This is a genomic window from Pseudomonas rhizophila (assembly GCF_003033885.1).
In the GTDB taxonomy this organism is placed as follows: domain Bacteria; phylum Pseudomonadota; class Gammaproteobacteria; order Pseudomonadales; family Pseudomonadaceae; genus Aquipseudomonas; species Aquipseudomonas rhizophila.
This window is the reverse complement of sequence record NZ_CP024081.1, coordinates 4,189,265-4,207,855: the sequence shown is the minus strand read 5'-3', so window position 1 is coordinate 4,207,855 and position 18,591 is coordinate 4,189,265. Positions and strand designations below refer to the sequence as shown.

Annotated in this window: 13 protein-coding genes; 3 read left to right on the top strand and 10 right to left on the bottom strand. The window is 62.7% G+C overall.

Going from position 1 to position 18,591, the window contains the following annotated elements; all coding sequences use genetic code 11:
* Positions 1-102: 102 nt before the first annotated feature.
* The 5 genes from CRX69_RS19590 to CRX69_RS19570 form a co-directional block, all read right to left on the bottom strand.
* Positions 103-3,201, bottom strand: a complete 3,099-nt coding sequence (locus CRX69_RS19590) for an error-prone DNA polymerase (RefSeq protein ID WP_218277728.1) — start codon at positions 3,199-3,201, stop codon at positions 103-105.
* The gene (locus CRX69_RS19585) at positions 3,177-4,598 is read right to left on the bottom strand and encodes a Y-family DNA polymerase (protein WP_107322646.1); all 1,422 of its coding nucleotides are present in this window, start codon (positions 4,596-4,598) and stop codon (positions 3,177-3,179) included. Before CRX69_RS19585 ends, CRX69_RS19590 begins: the two co-directional genes overlap by 25 nt.
* 7 nt (positions 4,599-4,605) lie before the next feature.
* Positions 4,606-5,238: a translesion DNA synthesis-associated protein ImuA gene (gene imuA, locus CRX69_RS19580; protein WP_047227809.1), complete on the bottom strand. Its 633-nt coding sequence runs from the start codon at positions 5,236-5,238 to the stop codon at positions 4,606-4,608.
* Positions 5,238-5,855 carry a transcriptional repressor LexA gene (gene lexA / locus CRX69_RS19575; protein ID WP_047227808.1) on the bottom strand — a complete coding sequence of 206 codons (618 nt, stop codon included), beginning with the start codon at positions 5,853-5,855 and terminating at the stop codon, positions 5,238-5,240. Before lexA ends, imuA begins: the two co-directional genes overlap by 1 nt.
* 76 nt (positions 5,856-5,931) lie before the next feature.
* Positions 5,932-6,972 (bottom strand): AraC family transcriptional regulator, encoded by a 1,041-nt coding sequence (locus CRX69_RS19570; RefSeq protein WP_107322645.1) that lies wholly within the window; start codon positions 6,970-6,972, stop codon positions 5,932-5,934.
* Positions 6,973-7,178: 206 nt separating this feature from the next.
* Here CRX69_RS19570 and CRX69_RS19565 point away from each other — a divergent pair, with 206 nt between their 5' ends.
* Positions 7,179-8,117, top strand: coding sequence for a SphA family protein (locus CRX69_RS19565; RefSeq protein ID WP_047227806.1), 939 nt, complete (start codon positions 7,179-7,181; stop codon positions 8,115-8,117).
* A gap of 139 nt (positions 8,118-8,256) precedes the next feature.
* On the opposite strand, the gene CRX69_RS19560 is transcribed toward CRX69_RS19565, so the two are convergent.
* The 4 genes from CRX69_RS19560 to CRX69_RS19545 form a co-directional block, all read right to left on the bottom strand.
* Entirely contained in the window at positions 8,257-9,465 is a 1,209-nt protein-coding gene (locus CRX69_RS19560; RefSeq protein ID WP_177513955.1) for a DSD1 family PLP-dependent enzyme, read from the bottom strand.
* Between the two features lie 74 nt (positions 9,466-9,539).
* Positions 9,540-10,838 (bottom strand): D-arabinono-1,4-lactone oxidase, encoded by a 1,299-nt coding sequence (locus tag CRX69_RS19555; RefSeq protein WP_177513953.1) that lies wholly within the window; start codon positions 10,836-10,838, stop codon positions 9,540-9,542.
* 115 nt (positions 10,839-10,953) lie between these two features.
* A complete protein-coding gene (locus CRX69_RS19550) occupies positions 10,954-11,325 on the bottom strand; it encodes a c-type cytochrome (RefSeq protein ID WP_047227803.1) in 372 nt (123 codons plus the stop codon).
* A 159-nt stretch (positions 11,326-11,484) separates the two neighbouring features.
* On the bottom strand, positions 11,485-12,369 hold the full coding sequence (locus CRX69_RS19545) for a LysR family transcriptional regulator (RefSeq protein WP_107322642.1): 885 nt from the start codon (positions 12,367-12,369) through the stop codon (positions 11,485-11,487).
* A 129-nt stretch (positions 12,370-12,498) separates the two neighbouring features.
* Here CRX69_RS19545 and CRX69_RS19540 point away from each other — a divergent pair, with 129 nt between their 5' ends.
* Complete coding sequence (locus tag CRX69_RS19540) at positions 12,499-14,142, top strand: GMC family oxidoreductase (RefSeq protein ID WP_107322641.1); 1,644 nt, start codon at positions 12,499-12,501, stop codon at positions 14,140-14,142.
* Between the two features lie 207 nt (positions 14,143-14,349).
* On the top strand, positions 14,350-15,972 hold the full coding sequence (locus CRX69_RS19535) for an MFS transporter (RefSeq protein ID WP_047227800.1): 1,623 nt from the start codon (positions 14,350-14,352) through the stop codon (positions 15,970-15,972).
* Positions 15,973-16,014: 42 nt separating this feature from the next.
* Here the strand turns inward: CRX69_RS19535 and CRX69_RS19530 are convergent, their stop codons facing one another.
* Entirely contained in the window at positions 16,015-18,492 is a 2,478-nt protein-coding gene (locus CRX69_RS19530) for a TonB-dependent siderophore receptor (protein ID WP_107322640.1), read from the bottom strand.
* Positions 18,493-18,591: the final 99 nt, after the last annotated feature.

Here is an 18,591-nt window from a genome sequence, read left to right as displayed (position 1 = left end):
GTGCTCAGAGCTTCGAGCGCTGCGCTGGCGTTTGGTTTCATGGGCAGGTCATGATGCAAACCTGTCCGGGCTGGCGACATGCTTGCTGTGTGGCAGCCGGGTTCAGCGGAAATCGCGGCTATGCACCTGGATACCCGCCAGCAACTCGGTCAGGTCGCTCAGGCGGCCGGCGATCAGGTGACGAACCTCACCGACACTTTCCCAACGCCCGTCGACCCTGAGCAATTGCGAACCCACCAACGCTTTGCGTTGGCGCTCGGCCAGGTCGCGCCAGACCACCACATTGAGGTTGCCAAACTCATCCTCCAGGGTGACAAAAGTCACGCCGCTGGCCGTACCTGGCCGTTGGCGGCCGGTGACCAGCCCGGCGACGCTGACGTTGCGGCCATGCTCCACATCCTGCAGCTCCCGCGAGCTGCGACAGCGCCGGGCGCGCAGTTCGGGGCGCAGCAAAGCCAGTGGATGGGGGCCCAGTGTCGTACCGACGCTGGCGTAATCGGCGAACAGATTCTCCCCCACCGTAGGTTTTGGCAGGTCCACGGGCGGTTCTTCCTGGCTGGGCAAACCGGCGAACAAGCCCAGCTGTTTCTGTACCCCGGCCACCTCCCAGCGAGCGCGATGACGATCACCGGCCAAGCCCCGCAAGGCACCGGCGTCGGCCAGTTGCGCCTGGGCCCGGGCATCGAGTTGCGCGCGCTCGCCAAGGTCGGCCACGTCACTGAAGGGCCGATGCCGGCGGGCCGCTTCGATGCGATGGGCATCCTCTTGGCGAAAGCCCTTGATCATGCGCAACCCCAGGCGAAGCGCCGGTTGTCGGCCTTCCATGGGTTCGAGGCTGCAATCCCAGTCACTGGCGCGCACGTCCACCGGGCGGATCTGCAACTGATGCCGGCGGGCATCCTGCAGAATCTGGTCCGGGCTGTAGAACCCCATGGGCCAGCTGTTGATCAGGGCACAGGCGAACGCCGCCGGTTCATGGCATTTGAGCCAACTGCTGGCGTAGGTCAGCAAGGCGAAGCTGGCGGCATGGGACTCGGGAAAACCGTAATTGCCGAAGCCCTTGATCTGTTCAAAGATCTGCGCGGCGAATTCGGCTGTGTAGCCGTTTTTCGCCATCCCCGCCGCCAGGCGTTCCCGATGCGGTTCCAGGCCGCCGTGACGTTTCCAGGCCGCCATGGAACGACGCAGCTGGTCAGCTTCGCCGGGGCTGTAATCCGCCGCAACGATGGCGATCTGCATGACCTGCTCCTGAAACAGGGGCACGCCCAAGGTGCGCTTGAGCACTTCTTCCAACGCTTTGGAGGGGTAAGTCACCGCTTCTTCCTTATTTTTACGCCGCAGATACGGGTGCACCATCCCGCCTTGGATCGGCCCCGGTCGCACGATGGCCACTTCAATAACCAGGTCATAAAAGGACTCGGGTTTGAGCCGAGGCAACATCGCCATCTGTGCGCGCGACTCGATCTGGAACACGCCAATGGTGTCGGCGCGGGTGATCATCTCGTAAGTGGCCGCGTCGTCCTTGGGCAACGTCGCCAAGGTGTAGTGCTGGCCGCGGTACTGCGCGATCAGATCAAAACATCGACGAATTGCGCTGAGCATGCCCAAGGCCAGGATATCCACCTTGAGCAACCCGACCGCGTCCAGGTCGTCCTTGTCCCACTGGATGATGGTGCGCTCGGCCATAGCGGCGTTCTCCACCGGCACCAGAGTGTCCAGAGGCTGTTCGGAGATCACGAAGCCGCCAGGGTGCTGGGACAGATGCCGGGGAAAACCGATCAGTTGTTGGGTCAGGCTCAGGACCCGGCGCAACACCGGGCTGTCCGGGTCGAAGCCACCTTCGCGCAGGCGATCCACTGGCGGCGCCTCGTCACTCCAGCGCCCACAACAGTCGGCCAGCGCGTTGACCTGATCCGGCGGCAAGCCCAAGGCCTTGGCGACGTCCCGCACCGCGCCGGCACCGTGGTAGCTGCTGACCACTGCCGTCAATGCCGCACGATGGCGGCCGTAGCGCTGGAACACGTACTGCAGCACTTCTTCACGACGCTCGTGTTCAAAATCGACGTCGATGTCCGGCGGTTCGTTGCGCTCCCGGGACAGGAATCGCTCGAACAGCATGCTGGTCTGGCTCGGGTCGATTTCGGTGATCCCCAAGGCGTAGCACACCGCCGAGTTGGCCGCTGAGCCACGCCCCTGACAAAGAATATTGCGGCTGCGGGCGAAGCTGACGATGTCCTGTACGGTGAGGAAATAGCTGTCGTAGCCCAGATCGGCGATCAGAGTCAGTTCTTTATCGATTTGTACCCGTACTTTGTCTTCCACACCCTTGGCCCATCGCTCGCGCATACCGCGTTCGGTCAATTCCCGCAGCCAGGACGCTGGATCATGCCCCTCAGGCACCAGTTCACGGGGGTATTGATAACGCAGTTGGCCAAGGTCGAACGTACAGCGCCGGGCGATGTTCAACGTTTCGTCGAGCAAGGCGCGCGGGTAGATTTCGGCCAGGGCCGGGAGACTGCGCAGGTGGCGCTCGCCGTTGGGGTGCAGGCGCTGACCGGCCTCGGCCACCGTGACGTGGTGTCGAATGGCGGTCATGGTGTCCTGCAGGGCGCGCCGGCCGCGCACATGCATGTGCACGTCTCCCGTGGCCACGGCCGGAAGGTCCAAACGCTCGGCCAGCGCCAGCAAGTCCGCCAGCCGACGCCGGTCGTCCTGCCCGCAATGCAACTGGACCGACAGCCACAAGCGCTCGGCGAATATCTTCCGCAACCAGCGCCCCTGCTCTTCGGAATCGTTGTCACCGGGCACCCACAACGCCAGCAACCCCAGCAAGGGCTCGTCGAAGTCTTCTCGCACGATGCGATAGCGACCTTTCTCGCTGCGGCGGCGGGCGCGGGTGATCAGCCGGCACAAGGCTTGATAGCCTTGCAGATTTTCCACCAGCAGCACCAGTTTCGGACCGTTCTCGATCTGGATCTCACTGCCGACGATCAAGTGCAGGTCCAGCTCCCGGGCAGCCTGCCAGGCCCGGACAATCCCGGCCAGGGTGCACTCATCGGTGATTGCCAGGGCCTTGTAACCTTGTTGTTGCGCACGACGGCACAGCTCCAGGGCGCTGGAGGCACCGCGCTGGAAACTGAAGTTCGACAGGCAATGCAGCTCGGCATATTCGATGTTCATGCGAACCAGCCCTGCAGCCACAGCGGGCCACCCTCGCCCACCGGTCGATAGGCCCAGCCCCGTTGGCCAGCGCGGGTTTCGATCAGATAGTAATCCCGGCGCACGTCGGCGCCGTCCCACCAGCCGGACTCGATGCGCTCCGGGCCCATGAGGATTCGCGCCTGGCTCTCCTGCAAGGCCTGGGGTTCGTCCAGCAGCCAGCCGGGACGCCGGACGCCCTCGCGCACCGGACATGCCAGGGCCTGGCGTTGAGAGGTCATCTGCCAGGCACATTCAGGCCGATGGTCATCGCGAAACCCCAGGCCCTGCACTGCGTCGTCCCCCAACCGGGCCCGCAGCCGCTCGCGCAATTGCTCCCAAGGCAAGGACTGTTGAGGACGCTCGTCGAACAGCTCCAGGCGTTGGGGCACGAAACTGGGCAGGTCTTCGGCACACAAACGAAAGCCACGTACCGGTGCCTCGACCTGCACCTGTTCCAGCCGACCACGGGCCAGTTCGAAAAGCATCGCAGGATCCCGCTCGGCGCTGAGCAAGCCGACCTTGATCAGCGTGTCCGGCAACCCGGCGTGTTCCAGGTGCAGGTCAAAGCGTTGCACGCCGCTGTCGCGACCGCACAGGAAAGCCGAGAGATCACCGGTCAACCGGCGCAACGGAAACAACAACGCCTGGTGGGATTGCACGTCGTAATTGAGCTCGATGCGCACATCGAAACGGTCCGGCGGCAGGTAAAACGACAGCGCCAGGGTGCGGCAGCCCGTCAGCGCATCAAGATGCTTGAGCACCTGGGCTTCAAAACGCCGCGCCAGGGTGTGTCGGGGCAAGGCCTGGACCTGGCTCAACTGGCGCAGCCCCATGCGTGACAGTGCCGTGGCGACGTCGGGTTCCAGGCCGATACGCTCCACCGGCATCTGCCCCAGGCAGGCTTGCAGGGTTTCAATATCGGGCACCACCAGGGCGTCGTAGGCATTGGCCAACACCCGCGCCGCCACCGGGTTGGGGGCGGCGACAATGCGATGCCGGAATCCCAGTTGCGTCAGCTCGGCCCGCAGGCGCTTCTCGAACACCGGCCAGGGGCCGAACAGGCCCAGGCTCGACTCGATCTCGAACACCACCGTGCGCGGGTAATGCACGCTGACCTGGGAGCTGAAACGGTAGGCCCAGGCCGCCAGGAACTGTTGCCAGTGTTCGATCTGCGCCGCATCGTATTCGGCCGTGGCAAAGCCTTTGCTCAGGGCCTGGGCGGCCGTCATGGTCTGGCCGGGGCGCAAACCCAGGGCCCGTGCCGGGTCATTGACCGCTTGCAGGACCCGGCGCTGGGCCGGACCGGTCAACAGCGCCAAGGGCTCGTCGGGATCGGGACGCTGACGCAGCGCGGCGTCCAGCGCCAGTTGCGGGAAGAGTATGCAGACCCAGCGCATCGCAACCTCAATGCTCGGTCGGTGTGCTGAGCGTGGCGAAGGCAATCGGCGTCGAACGGGCCAGCCCGCCCCGGCACTTGAGCACCCGCAATTGCCCTGGCCGGCCATCGATGGCGATGCGCAGGGCCGCCGGCGAGGGGTTGATGGCTTCCTGAATCGAGCGCCAGGCGAACGCCAGGGTCTGGCCGGTTTCCGCCGCCACTTGCAAGCGGCGCAGGGCGCGATCATCAGCCTGGCGGGGCCAGCACAGCACCGCGCCACAACTGCCCGAACGCAGGCATTGTTCGGCGGCCCACAAGGCATCGCGCTCATCGGCCCGGATCACTGACAACTGGCGCAGGTCCACCCCAGCGTTCTGCCAGGCCTGCGGATAGGGCACGAATGGCGGCGCCACCAGCACGATCCGCTCCCCCGCCGCCGTCAGTCGCGCCAAGGTTGGCCAGACCAGTTGCAACTCGCCCACGCCCGGCGCGGCGACCAGCAGTTCCGTCAACGCCGCTTCCGGCCAGCCACCGCTGGGCAACGCCGCGTCCAGGGCCGCATGACCGGTGGGCTGCGGGCTGGCAGCCGGGGGCGCGGGCCGGCCCTTCCAGACCTGGCCACCGTTGAACAGCGTGTCCAGCGCAACGACAGCGCCCATCAGCCTTGCCTCAGCAAGCCACAGAACACGCCTTCGATGGCCAAGTCCTGGTCGGCTTCGACAATGATCGGCTGGTAGGCCGGGTTGCGCGGCAGCAAACGTATCCGCTCGCCGATTCGCTCGAAGCGCTTGATGGTGACTTCACCGTCCAGGCGCGCCACGACGATCTGGCCGTTGGAGGCCTGGGGCGTACGCTGCACGCCCACCAGGTCGCCGTCGAGAATGCCATCCTCGATCATCGAGTCCCCCTGGACCCGTAGCAGGTAATCTGGCGCCTTGGTGAACATCGCCGGGTCAAGCATCAGGCGACTGTGGACCTCGGCATCCGCACCGATCGGCAGGCCGGCGGCCACCCGCCCCAGCACCGGTACGTCCAGCAGCTCGGGACGCGGCGGCTGGTTCAGCAAGCGGATACCCCGGGCCTGGTGCGGATTGACTTCGATGAAACCGGCTTCGGTCAACGCCAGCACATGCTTGCGCGCCACGCTGCGGGAGGCGAAACCGAACGCCTCGCTGATTTCAGCGAGGCTGGGGGGCTGCCCCTGCTCGGCGATGCGTTCGCGGATGAAGGTCAGGATGGCGGTACGGCGGGGGGTGAGAGTCGTCATGGAGTACATTTGTACTCTTGTCGGTTTTTTCTGACAAGCACCGCCAGTCAGTCAACCACAGGGAGCCGACCATTGACCGTCCCGGCTAAGCCGGTGTCGACCCCTCGGTCCGAAACGCGCTCGGGCTCATCCCGGTCCAGCGCCGGAACGCCCGGCGGAAACTGCGCACATCGCTGTAGCCGACCTCTTCGGTGATGCGCTCGATGGACCAGTCGGGGTTGGCCAGCAGGTTCAGGGTCCGGCCACGACGCACCTGTTCCAGCAAGGCTTCGAAGGTCAGGTTGTGCTCGGTCAAGCGTCGGCGCAGGGTGCGGCTGCTCATGTTGAGGTCGCTGGCGATTTTCTCGATGTGGCTGCCACGGGTCAGGTCCCGGGCAATCGCCCGCTCCACCGCCTGGATCAGATCGATCTTGCGATGGACCTCAGTGGCCTCCTGTTCCAGCAAGGCCAGGGCCTGACGCAAGGCCAGCGGGTGATGGTTGGGCAGGCGTACGCCGAGCCAGCAGGCATCGATCAGCATGCGATTGTGACGACAACCGAAACGCACATCCGGCCCCAGGACCCTTTGGTATTCCTGGGCATAAGACGGCGCAGCGTGCATGAACTCCACGGCCTGGGGCCTGAAGTCAGGCCCTGCCAACGCCCTGCCGTACACCATCAGGCTGGCGAAAAACTCTTCGACCGCAAAGACCTGGACCTCGGCAAAAGGCAGGCGGCAAGTCGCCTCGACCATGATCCGGTCACTGGCCTCTTCAACACTCGAGACTGCGATACCGCCGGTGGTGTGTTGATACCGAATCCCCAGGGCAAAGGCATCGCGCAGGGTTTCGCACAGCGACAACACGTGGCCCAGCAGGCCCAGGGTACCCAATACATTGCGATCGCCAACCCACAAGCCCAGGCCCCGATCAGGCAACAGCTTGAGCGCCCGCTGGATCATGACCACGGCCTGGCGATAGGAAATCCGCTGGGCAGGATCCTGCAGATCGTCGAGCCCGAAACCAAGGCCGCGACACAGGCTGGCGGCATCGAAACCCTGGTCTGCCACCACGTCGGCCAAGGTTTGCAAAAGAAACGGCGACACCAGCGCCAGTTCATAGGTCGGGTCGATGACTTTCATCTGCATGGGCGGGTTCCGGGGTACGTTAGGCGGCGTCTTTGTAACCGGTTGTTTCATAAACGTTAGCATGACCCAGCGTATAGAGGGGCACAAAAATCTGGCCGCCCATGTCCCCTGTGTGGCCGCCAATACCCTGCCCTGTCGGCGGCGAACGGCTTATTTGTATGGCTCGGACCTTTGGTGCATTTCCAACAATAATAATGAGCCCCCGCATGAACCCGACCCGCACGACATTCGCCTTGCAACTGACCCTCGGCCTGGCCTGTGCCCTGCCGGCCCTGGCCACCGAAACCGGAGTCGATAACATCGGCACCGGCACCGACGGTTTCTTCGTGTTGCCGCTGGACGTCGACAACCTTCCCGACCACATGTTTGCGTTCAACCTCTACTACAACCATTACAAGGCCAGGAAATTCAACATCAGTTCGTTGGGCGGCGAAGTCCCGGATGTCGAAATCGAATCCACGGCGGTGGTCCCCCGGATCGATTATCTGAGCCCTTTGCGGGTGGCCGGTGGACGCCTGGGTATCTACGTTGGCCAGCCCTGGATCAAACAGGAAATCTCGGTGTTCGGCCTGCAGGACACTCGCGAAGGCATGGGCGATACCACCATTTCGCCCATCGTGCTGTGGGACATGGGCAAAAACCTGACCCTGGCCGCCGCACTGGAAATCACCGTGCCGACCGGCGAATACAGCACCGACCGCCTGGCCAACACCAGCACCAATTTCTACACCTACAAGCCGCTGTTTTCCTTCACCTGGTTGCCCACGGAAAACACCGAGGTGTCGATGAAAAGCACTTACAGTTTCAATCGCGAGAACAAGGACACCGACTACCGCTCAGGGCAGATTTTCCACTTCGATTACTCCGCCAGTTACCGGCTGACGGACAACGTGATGCTGGGGCTCAACGGTTACTACCTCAAGCAGACCACCGACGACAAACAATACGGCCGCACCGTGCAGTTCGCCGGTCAGGACGTGGATGACGGCGTGCGCGGCCAGGTGTTCGCCATCGGTCCGGCGCTGCACCTGACCTTTCTCAAATACGCCAGCGCCGAGATCCGCTGGGCCAAGGAGTTCAACGTAGAGAACCGCCCCGAAGGCGAAATGCTCTGGGCCAAGATCAGTATTCCGTTTGCGTTGTGAACGCTCTATTCGATTCCGGCAGGCTCACCAGCAATTCCTTGTGGGAGCGAGCCTGCTCGCGATAGCCGTGGATCAGCCTGCATTGATGCTGAATGTACCGCCGTCATCGCGAGCAGGCTCGCTCCCACAAGATCCGTGGTCAGCTATAGACCGGCCACATCTCGACTATCCGCCCTCCGCGCACGGCCAGCAGATCACCGAACTGCAACAGCACCGACTCGCTCTGGGTCGGTCGCAGGAACACCTGGTCCTCCACCGCCAGCCCCACCGTTTCAGAACCGTTGACCATTTCCTGATTGGAGCTGCGACCGTAGAGGTCGTTGTGCTTCAAGCCTGAGGGTGATTCGAGATCGGCCATCCAGTTGCCGCCGTAGATGAAAAAAGTCCCGCGCTGGTTCACGTCCCACCAGGAAAAAATCCGCGACTTGTCGTCCAGTGCCGGGATGTTGACCGGGCCGGTGCGCTTCAAGACCGGCGTGGCGATGTAGGCGGCCGGTACGTGCTCGTTCAACGATGGCAGGTCGTAGTGGCTGGGTTTAAGCATGGCCGTGCCCACCGAGACTTCACTGCTCAGTTTCTCCCGTTCGTGCAAGCGATAGCTGGGGCTGCCGGCGGTGTTGAGGGTCAGGCCAGGATGCCAGAGGTCGGGGTAGCGCAGACGCACGAAATCCACCCGTGCGGTGTAGATCGCCATGACCCGCGCCAGCAGCTCCTGAGGGGTTGCCAGCAGCTCGGGCACGCCCATGCCCACGAACGGGTCGTAGCCCATGAACCCGGCAAATTCCAAGTGCGTCGGGTTCGCCCGGATCAGCTTGAGCATTGCCTCCAGCGTGGCATCGTCGGCTACTCCGCCCCGGTGCAGGCCTACATCCAGTTCGATATTGATCCGCAAGCGAGTACCAAGCCCCTGGGCCAGGGCCCGGTATTGCTCAAGCCGTTCAGGTGTGTCCAGCAGCCACTGCAACTGGCGTGACGGATCGAAGGGTCCTTTGTGAAGCTCATAGAACAACGCGGCGCTGCGCACTGGGAGAGGTTTGCCCAGCAAAATATCAGCCGTGGGAAACTGCAACGCATCGTGGTTGAGAAACGGTTGGTGGAACGACATCAACCGTCGAGTCTCGGCTCGCTGGCCAATGTAGTTCAACAGCCCCGGCGATGGCAGGGACTTCTCCACCAAGCGCAGCTGTTTGCCGGCGCGCCGGACCGAGGCCATTACCACGTCGATGTTGTGATCGAGTCGGTCCAGGTCAATCAGCATCACCGGTCGCATGGGACCGTGGGCCTTGAGTTCCCGGTTCAACTGGCGGAAATAATCGCTGTACGGCCCGCCCTGGTCCCGCGGTCGCAGCCAGGCACCGACGCCGGTCAGCAACAGTCCGGCGCCCACCGTCCCAGCCAGGAACCCTCGACGATTGAAACCCATCAGCTCGCTCCCAGAATCGTTGAAAGATGCCCGTTGAGGAATTTTCCGCCAGGGTCCAGGGCCTGGCGCACCTGGGCAAACTCATTCCAGCGTGGGTAGAGCGCCTGGAGCGTCCTGGCGTTCAAGGAATGCAGTTTTCCCCAATGCGGGCGCCCCTGGTATTTCCAGAAGACCGGCTCGATGGCGGCGAAGAAATTGTGATGGTCCATCTGGTAATGCTGGTGCACGGAGATCGAGCAACTGTCGCGGCCTTCGAACATGCTCAGGGCGATGTCATCGGCCTTCACGTAGCGGTATTCGATGGGAAACCAGGTGCGCAGGTCTTTGTCGCGGATCAGCTTGAGGATTTCCCGCAGGCACGCCGGACCGTGTTCAGCTGGCACCGAATATTCCATCTCGTTGAAGCGCACGGTGCGCGCATTGGCGTAGATGTCGTGGGAATCGCCAACCCGATCCTCGAAGTCGGCCACCAGTCGCAGGCTGTTGAGCAACGTGCGCCGGATCGTCGGAAAGTCGCTGCCATACTTGTCGAGCTTTTCGATCAGGGTGACGAATTCGTTGCCACCCTCCTCCTCGGGGCTCACCGGTGCAGTGGCCGGATCGGTGGTTTCGTTCAAGGCAATCGACAACGCATAGTCGGAATGGGTGACCACCTGCATTTCCCAATGCTGGTTGTCCCGAGTGTTGGTGTCCAGGTCCTCGAGCAACTCTTCGGTTTTCGCCACCCACTGGCGCTCGCGCAGCCGATAAGCAGGACGGTTCTGCAAACGCACACGGGTCACCAGCCCCAGCGCACCCAGTGACACCCGCCCGGCCTTGAACACTTCGGGATGGCGGTTGGCATCGCAATCAAGCACCTCGCCGCCGGCCGTCACCAGTTGCAGCCCGACCACCTGCGCGGAATACGAACCGAATGCCTTGCCAGTGCCGTGGGTCGAGGTGGCGATGGCCCCGGCCAGGGTCTGGTAATCCACGTCGGCCATGTTCGGTAGCGCCTGACCGATGGCCTTGAGTGCCGGGCCCATGCGCGACATGGGCGTGCCGCCACCGAACTCGGCCTGCAGGCTGACGACATCGTGATCCAGCAGACCGCTGAAAAAACTCAGCGACAGCAAAGTCCCGTCCGTGGGCACCAGGGCGCTGAAGGAATGGCCTGAACCCACCGGACGAATCCGCCCTTCGGCGCGGGCCACGATTTGCACCAGTTCATCCAGATTCTTGGGAGCCAGACGCGCTGCCGGCAGGCAACTTTGCGCACCGGACCAATTGCGCCACGGAATCAGTCGCGGGGCGCGCATCAACTCGGCCAGGGCACCCTGGCTGCCCAGCGCCGTGAAGGCCGCGACAGCGGCGGCCCGTTGCAGCCACTGGCGCCGTGAATAGTCCATCGTCATGCCGTCGTTCCCCTGTTGGTCATTGCAATGGCTGGCCGGACATGAAGCCGATCAGGGCCAGGAACTGCTCTTCGGAACAGTGCATACACAGACCCATCGGCGGCATGCCGTTGTAGCCGTTGATCGTGTGATCAAGCAGGGTGTCGCTGCCCTGGGCCACTCGCGGCGCCCAGGCGTTGGCGTCGCCGGTCAGGGGCGCTCCGGCGCCGGGGTTGGCGTGGCAGAGCTTGCAACTGCTGTCGTAGATTTGTGCCAGCGCTCCGTCGGCGGGCACACTCGTTAAGGCCCTGGGCGGGCTCGTTTTGGCCTCTTCGCCGCAACCGGCGAGCAATACGCCAAGCGAAAGAATCGCCGCGGCGTGAGTCCAGGCTGAAGACGTTGGTACCGACATGGGGCCCCTCTTGGTGGCGCAATGAGCACGCCTTTATTGTGTTGGGTCAGACAGACTCACACTAAGGCACGCCCGCGCGTTGGCTTGAGGTCATTGGGGGCCATAAAAGGGGACTTGCGCGGCCAGCGCTGGATGATCGATGGCCAGGGACATTGGCGATCAGGGCAGCAGCAGCCCCTGCTCGCGCTCGCACAACTGCACCACATAATCCCAGAGCACCCGCAGGCGCACGGATTTGTGCAGTTCGCGGCGGGTGCTGATCCAGTAGCTGCGGCGGATGGTTTCATCGGGCAGTAAAGGGACCAGGGCCGGGTCGCTGCTGGCCATGTAGCAAGGCAGTACGGCAATCCCCAATCCCGAGCGTGCAGCCTGTTGCTGGGCGATGACGCTGGTACTGTGGAACACCACCCGAGGGTTGCGGCAAAAGCTGTTGAGAAACATCAGTTCCTGGCTGAACAGCAGGTCGTCGACATACCCGATCCAGGCATGGCGGGCCAGGTCTTCGCGACTGCGCAACGGTGGCGAGCGGTCCAGGTAGGCCTGGCTGGCGTAGAGCGCCAGACTGTAGTCGGTGAGCTTGCGGGTCACCAGCAGGTCGGCCACCGGGCGTTCGAGGTGAATGCTGATTTCCACTTCGCGGTTGAGGATGCTGACAAAACGCGGCACCGCCACCAACTCCACCTCCAGCCCCGGATAGCGCTGGAACAGACCCTCCATGCGGCTGGCTAAAAACATGATGCCCAGCCCTTCCGTCACCCCCACGCGGATCTTGCCCAAGGGCGCGCTGGACTGGGTGATGTCCTCCTGAGCCAGTAGCGCCACGTTTTCCATGGCTTCGGCGTGCTTGAGCAACGATTCGCCCGCGGGGGTCAGTTCATAACCCTGGGCATGCTGGACAAACAACGCAGTGCCCAGGCTTTTCTCGATGGCTTCGATGTGCCGGGCCACAGTGGCATGGGTGGTGTTCAGGCGTCGTGCGGCCGTGAGCAAACGGCCGCTGCGTTGCAGTTCCAGAAAGTAGCGCAGGTCATTCCAGTCGAACATGGGCCATCCTTGAACACGCCTGAAGGCAGGACTGTTTAAAAACGCACAGTGGTTGCGCAAAAACTAACATTCTTTTGACGAAACCTAACAACTAGGATGCATCCCACAAGAACAAAAATGAGGTCGCGAATGCAACCTGTCGTCGATGAATACGATTACGTGATCGTGGGCGCCGGCCCTGCCGGATGCCTGCTGGCCAACCGGCTTAGCGCCAACGCGCAGCACCGGGTGTTGTTGCTTGAAGCGGGCGGGCGCGACAACTATCCGTGGATTCACATCCCGGTCGGCTACCTGTTCTGCATCGGCAACCCGCGCACCGACTGGTGCTTCAAGACCGAGGCGCAAGCGGGTTTGCAAGGGCGCGCACTGAGTTACCCACGGGGCAAGGTGCTGGGTGGCTGCTCCTCCATCAACGGCATGATCTACATGCGCGGCCAGGCCGCGGATTACGACAGCTGGGCCGCCGAGGGCAACCCTGGCTGGGCCTGGAAAGACGTGCTGCCGTTGTTCAGACAGAGCGAAAACCACTTTGCCGGAGACTCCGAGCTCCATGGCGCCGCCGGGGAATGGCGGGTCGAACGCCAGCGCCTGTCATGGCCGATTCTCGATGCGTTTCGCACCGCCGCCGAGCAGAGCGGTATCCCCAGCGTGGACGACTTCAACGGCGGCGACAACGAAGGCTGCGGCTATTTCCAGGTCAACCAGAAAGCCGGGGTGCGCTGGAACGCGGCCAAGGCCTTCCTCAAACCGGTTCGTCAGCGCCCCAACCTCACGGTAATGACCGATATCGAAGTCGACCGCGTGCTGTTGCGTGACAACCGGGCCCACGCCGTCAGCGCCCGTTGGCAAGGCAAAGGCATGACGTTCAAGGCGCGCAAGGAAATCGTGCTGTGCGCCGGCGCCGTCGGCTCGCCGGGTATTTTGCAGCGCTCGGGAATCGGTCCGCGCAACCTGTTGCAACGCCTGGGCATTGGCGTGGTTCATGAGCTGCCCGGCGTGGGCGGCAACTTGCAGGACCACCTGCAACTGCGGCTGATCTACCAGTTGGAAAACGCCCGTACCCTGAACCAGATCGCCGGCACTTTATGGGGCAAGATGGGCATGGGGCTGCGCTACCTCTATGATCGCAGCGGCCCGCTGTCCATGGCCCCCAGCCAACTCGGCGCGTTCGCCCGCTCGGGGCCGGAACAGACCTCGGCCAACCTCGAATACCACGTGCAGCCCTTGTCGCTGGAACGCTTTGGCGAACCACTGCACAGTTTCCCGGCGTTCACTGCGTCGGTCTGTGACCTGCGTCCGCAAAGCCGTGGCCGGGTGGACATTCGCTCAGCCAACCCGCACGAGGCGCCGCTGATCCAGCCCAACTACCTGAGCCATCCCGAAGACTTGCGGGTCGCCGCCGACGCCATCCGCCTGACCCGACGCATCGTCGCCGCCCCGGCGTTGAGCGCCTTCAAGCCGGTGGAATACCTGCCGGGACCAAGCCTGCAAACCGAGGAAGAACTGCACCAGGCCGCCGCCCGTATAGGCACGACGATTTTCCACCCGGTGGGCACCTGCCGCATGGGCCTGGACCGCGACGCGGTGGTGGATGCGCAACTGCGGGTTCACGGCATCAACGGCCTGCGCATCGCCGACGCCTCGATCATGCCGCGCATCACCTCGGGCAACACCTGCTCGCCCACGCTGATGATTGCCGAGAAGGCGGCGCAGATGATCCTCGAGGCGGACATCCGCAGCACCACGCCCCAAAAGGAACCTGCCACGGTCTGAAGAACAACAGAATCCCCCTGTGGGAGCGAGCCTGCTCGCGAAGGCGGTGTATCAGCTCACGATGATGTCGACCGGCATACCGCTTTCGCGAGCAGGCTCGCTCCCACAAGGAGAACCCTTTGAATTCAAGGTATGCAGCAAAACAGGAGACGCTGTACCGGCGTCGACAGTGGAACAACAAAAACAATCACTGTGAGGGATACCCAAATGTCTGAACATGTTCAGTCCCTGGAAGCCACGCGTAGCGCCGGCACCAGCCAGGAAACCCAGAAAGTCATCTTCGCCTCGTCCTTGGGGACGGTGTTCGAGTGGTATGACTTTTTCCTCTATGGCGCCCTGGCGGCGGTGATCAGCAAGCAGTTCTTTGCCGGGGTCAACGACACCACGGCATTCATCTTCGCCCTGATGGCATTCGCCGCCGGCTTTATCGTGCGGCCTTTCGGCGCACTGGTATTCGGACGGCTGGGAGACATGATCGGACGCAAATACACCTTCCTGGCCACCATCGTACTCATGGGCCTGGCGACGTTCTGCGTCGGCCTGTTGCCCAACTACGCCAGCATCGGCATTGCCGCGCCCATCATCCTCGTGGTGCTGCGCATGCTCCAGGGCCTGGCCTTGGGCGGTGAGTACGGCGGTGCTGCCACCTACGTCGCCGAACACGCGCCGATGGGCAAGCGCGGTTTCCACACCAGCTGGATTCAGTCCACCGCCACCCTCGGGCTGCTGCTTTCGCTGCTGGTGGTACTGGGCTGTCGTTATTTCACGGGCGATCAGTTCGAAGTCTGGGGCTGGCGCATTCCGTTTCTGCTGTCGATCGTGTTGCTGGGCATCTCCACCTGGATCCGCCTGAGCCTGCATGAATCGCCGTCCTTCTTGAAAATGAAAGAAGAAGGCAAGTGCTGCAAGGCGCCGATCCGCGAATCCTTTGGTAAGTGGGAAAATCTCAAGGTGGTGCTGATCGCGCTGTTCAGCATCAACGCCGGGCAAGCGGTGACCTTCTATGCCGCGCAGTTCTATGTGCTGTTTTTCCTCACCCAGTTCCTGAAGATGGATCCGGCCCTGGCCAACAGCCTGCTGATCGTCAGCGTGGTCATCGGCGCACCGTTCTTCATCTTTTTTGGCTGGCTGTCGGACAAGGTCGGGCGCAAACCGGTACTGATGATTGGCCTGTTGCTGGCGACGGCGTTGTACTTTCCGATCTTCAAGACACTGGCCCACTACGCCAACCCGGCCATTGACCTGGCGAGCCGTCAGGCGCCGATCACCGTGATCGCCGATCCGGCCACGTGCACCTTCCAGTTCGACCCGGTGGGCAAGGCCCGTTTCGATAGCCCATGCGACAAGGTCAAGACCTTCCTGGTCAAGCAAGGCCTGCCCTACAGCAGTGTCGCGGCGCCGGCCGGCAGTGATGTGCAGGTCAGCGTCGGTGATGTGAAGCTTGAAGGCTACGACGAAGCCGCCCTGCGCGGCGCGGTGACCCTGGCGGGCTACCCACAACAGGCCGATGCCCAGCAGATCAACCGGCCGATGATCGTGGCACTGATCGTGGCGCTGATCATCATTTCAGCCATGTGCTACGGCCCACTGGCGGCGCTGATGGTCGAACTGTTTCCCACTCGGATCCGCTACACCTCCATGTCCCTGCCCTACCACATCGGCAACGGCTGGTTCGGCGGTTTCCTGCCCACCGTGTCGTTTGCCCTGGTGGTCTACACCGGGGACATTTTCTACGGGCTGTGGTACCCGGTGATGATCACCGGGGTGAGCCTGGTGGTGGGCATGATTTGCCTGCGGGAAACCCGGAACGTGGACCTGGATAAAAACTGAGGGCAAAACCGTGGCGAGGGCGTTTGTTCCCTCGCCAGCGGATCAGAAGTGCGCCTTCAGAGTCATGGTGAGGTTGCGCGGCTCACCGTAATAGTTACCGAAGCTCTCGGTCCCGATGGTGCTGTAGTAGCGCTTGTCGAACAGGTTGTTGCCGTTGAGGGCCAGCGACCAGGTGTCATCAATGCGGTAGCCGACGCGACCATTCCACACGGCATAACCGGCCTGGGTGATCTTCTCCCCCGTCGCCGGCGATACCCGGAAATTGTCGCTTTGGGCATTGACCCCCGCACCGACGCTGAACCGTTCGAACGCCCCACCCAGGGCATAATCGCCCCACAGACGCAGCACATGACGCGGCACATAGCTGTTGAACGAGCCGCCGTTGAGGCTGGTATCAATGTCGTTCAGGGTCTTGGTCTGGGTGTAGGTGTAACCGGCAAGCAGTTGCAGGCGCTCGATGACTTCACCGCTGATCTCGGCTTCGAAACCCTGGGCGCGAACCTTGCCGGCGTTCTCGTAGCAGTAACCGTCCGAGGACGCACAGCTTGAGTTGTAGTCGGTCTGGGCCTGGTCTTTCTGCAACGTGCGGAACAGGTTGAAGGCGCTGTTCAGGCGTCCCTCGAACCATTCGCCCTTGATCCCCAGCTCATAGCTTTCACCCACCAGGGGCTTGAGTGCCGAACCGCTTTCGGAACGGTAGTTGCCTTGGGGCGTGAAAATGTCCGAGTAACTGGCGTAGGCCGTCAGGTGTTCGTTGAGATCCAGCAACACGGCGGCAAACGGGGTGACCTGGCCTGTCTCCGTGCTCTTGGCGTGTTCCGAACCGCCGGTGAGGAACACCGAGTCGGTCTTGGAGTTGTACCAACTCACCCGGCTGCCCACGACAAACGTCAACGGGTCCGCCAGTTTCAGGCGCAGGGTCGAATACAGGCCTTGTTGCCGGGTGACGGTTTTCACCGGGCCACCGCGCGTTGAGTTCTCGATGAAGTAACTGTCATCCGGTTCCGGAATGTGTCGATCCGGATCGAATACGTTCTGTTGCTGCGGCAGGAAGGCGACCGAGAAAAAATCGTCCTTGTCCGAACGGCTGGCGTTGAAGCCGACGATCAATTCATGCTGCTGCCCGAGGGCGTCGAACTTGCCGTCCAGATAGGCGTCGAGGCCGTAATCGACCTGGTCATAGTCGTACATGCTGCCCAGCACATTGGTGGTCGAGACACCCGGCGTCACCGAGCCGGATGCAAAGGCGTATTTGATGTCCTGGGTGTTTTTCGTATAGACACCGGCCACCTTCACGGCCCAGTCGTCATTGAGTTGATGCTTGAGATCGCTGAACACCGTGGTCCGCTGGCTACGCCAAGTGTTCCACGACGGATCCAGGCAAGTAGAGCGACTGAGTTTCAAATCGCTGCCATCCCTGTAGCGCGGCTGCCCGCCCCAGCAAGGACTCGCATCGACGTCCTCATAGGCCAGGCCCAGGCCGAGGGTGGTGTCGGGCGTCAGGTCGAAGTCCAGGGCACCGTAGTAAATCTGGTCCTTGCGCCGAGCATCGTCGTAGAAATAATGCCGGCTCTGTTCGGCGATCACCGCCCTGCCCCGCAGGGTGCCGGAATCGTTCAGCGGGCCACCGGTATCGACCTGCCCGCGGTAGTTGTCCCAGGTGCCACCCGAGAGGCTGAGTTCGGTCTGGGCCGTGGCCTGGCCGCGTTTACGGACGAAATTGACGCCACCGGACGTGCCGCCGGCGCCCTTCATCATCCCGGCGGCACCGCGCAGGACTTCGACCCGATCGTAATACGCCATGTCACTGCTGAAACTGTCGGCCTGGACATAGCTGTTGCCCATGTCCAGCGGAACACCGTCGTATTGATACTGACCGGACATCCGGAACCCACGGGAGTAGAAATATTTGCCGCCCATGGTCGAGTCGTAGACGGTAATGCCGGGCGTTTTTTCCATCACTTGATCGATGGTGTTCAGGTTCTGGTCATCGAGCATCTTGCGAGTGATCACTGTCACCGATTGCGGCGTCTCGCGCAGGGAGTGCTCGCCTTTGCCGATCGTGACCGCCCCCGTCGTGTAGGAGCCACTGTTCTCGGTGGTCGCTCCGAGCATCTGCGCCTCGATGGTGGTTGCTCCCAGTTGCATGGCCGAACCGTTGGCTGGCACGGAGCGCAGCACGTACGTGCCATTGGCCTGGAGGTCGGCTTGCAGGCCGCTACCGCCAAGAATGCGGGCAAACCCATCGCCCACGCCGAACGAACCTCTCAGGCCGGGCGATTGCAGGCCCTGGAGTTGCCGGGCATCAAACGAAATGGCGACACCGGCGGCACTGGAGAACCGGGTCAGCACATCCACCAGGCTGCCGGCCCCGATATCGTAGGCCTGCACCGAACGCTGCTGCGCCGAGGCACCTGGAGCCGGACTGGCATTCACGACCCCGACGCTGCCGGTCACGGCTGCCAGCAAGCCGATTTTCACTGCAAACACCAGACGACCTGGCGCGCTTACCCAAGACATGCTTCCCCTCCCCCAAACGGTCGATAAAAACTCACTGAGGAAGAGCCGAACGATGGAGATAAAAAGTGCAGGACAGTGTTCTTTTTTATCGCGCCGCCA

Excerpts from the sequence above, each read along its gene's own strand:
- CRX69_RS19570 (WP_107322645.1), bottom strand. The coding sequence starts at position 6,972 with ATGCAGATGAAAGTCATCGACCCGACCTATGAACTGGCGCTGGTGTCG.
- CRX69_RS19555 (WP_177513953.1), bottom strand. The coding sequence starts at position 10,838 with ATGCGCGCCCCGCGACTGATTCCGTGGCGCAATTGGTCCGGTGCGCAA.
- lexA (WP_047227808.1), bottom strand. The coding sequence starts at position 5,855 with ATGTACTCCATGACGACTCTCACCCCCCGCCGTACCGCCATCCTGACC.
- imuA (WP_047227809.1), bottom strand. The coding sequence starts at position 5,238 with ATGGGCGCTGTCGTTGCGCTGGACACGCTGTTCAACGGTGGCCAGGTC.
- CRX69_RS19540 (WP_107322641.1), top strand. The coding sequence starts at position 12,499 with ATGCAACCTGTCGTCGATGAATACGATTACGTGATCGTGGGCGCCGGC.
- CRX69_RS19565 (WP_047227806.1), top strand. The coding sequence starts at position 7,179 with ATGAACCCGACCCGCACGACATTCGCCTTGCAACTGACCCTCGGCCTG.
- CRX69_RS19585 (WP_107322646.1), bottom strand. The coding sequence starts at position 4,598 with ATGCGCTGGGTCTGCATACTCTTCCCGCAACTGGCGCTGGACGCCGCG.
- CRX69_RS19550 (WP_047227803.1), bottom strand. The coding sequence starts at position 11,325 with ATGTCGGTACCAACGTCTTCAGCCTGGACTCACGCCGCGGCGATTCTT.
- CRX69_RS19545 (WP_107322642.1), bottom strand. The coding sequence starts at position 12,369 with ATGTTCGACTGGAATGACCTGCGCTACTTTCTGGAACTGCAACGCAGC.
- CRX69_RS19535 (WP_047227800.1), top strand. The coding sequence starts at position 14,350 with ATGTCTGAACATGTTCAGTCCCTGGAAGCCACGCGTAGCGCCGGCACC.
- CRX69_RS19530 (WP_107322640.1), bottom strand. The coding sequence starts at position 18,492 with ATGTCTTGGGTAAGCGCGCCAGGTCGTCTGGTGTTTGCAGTGAAAATC.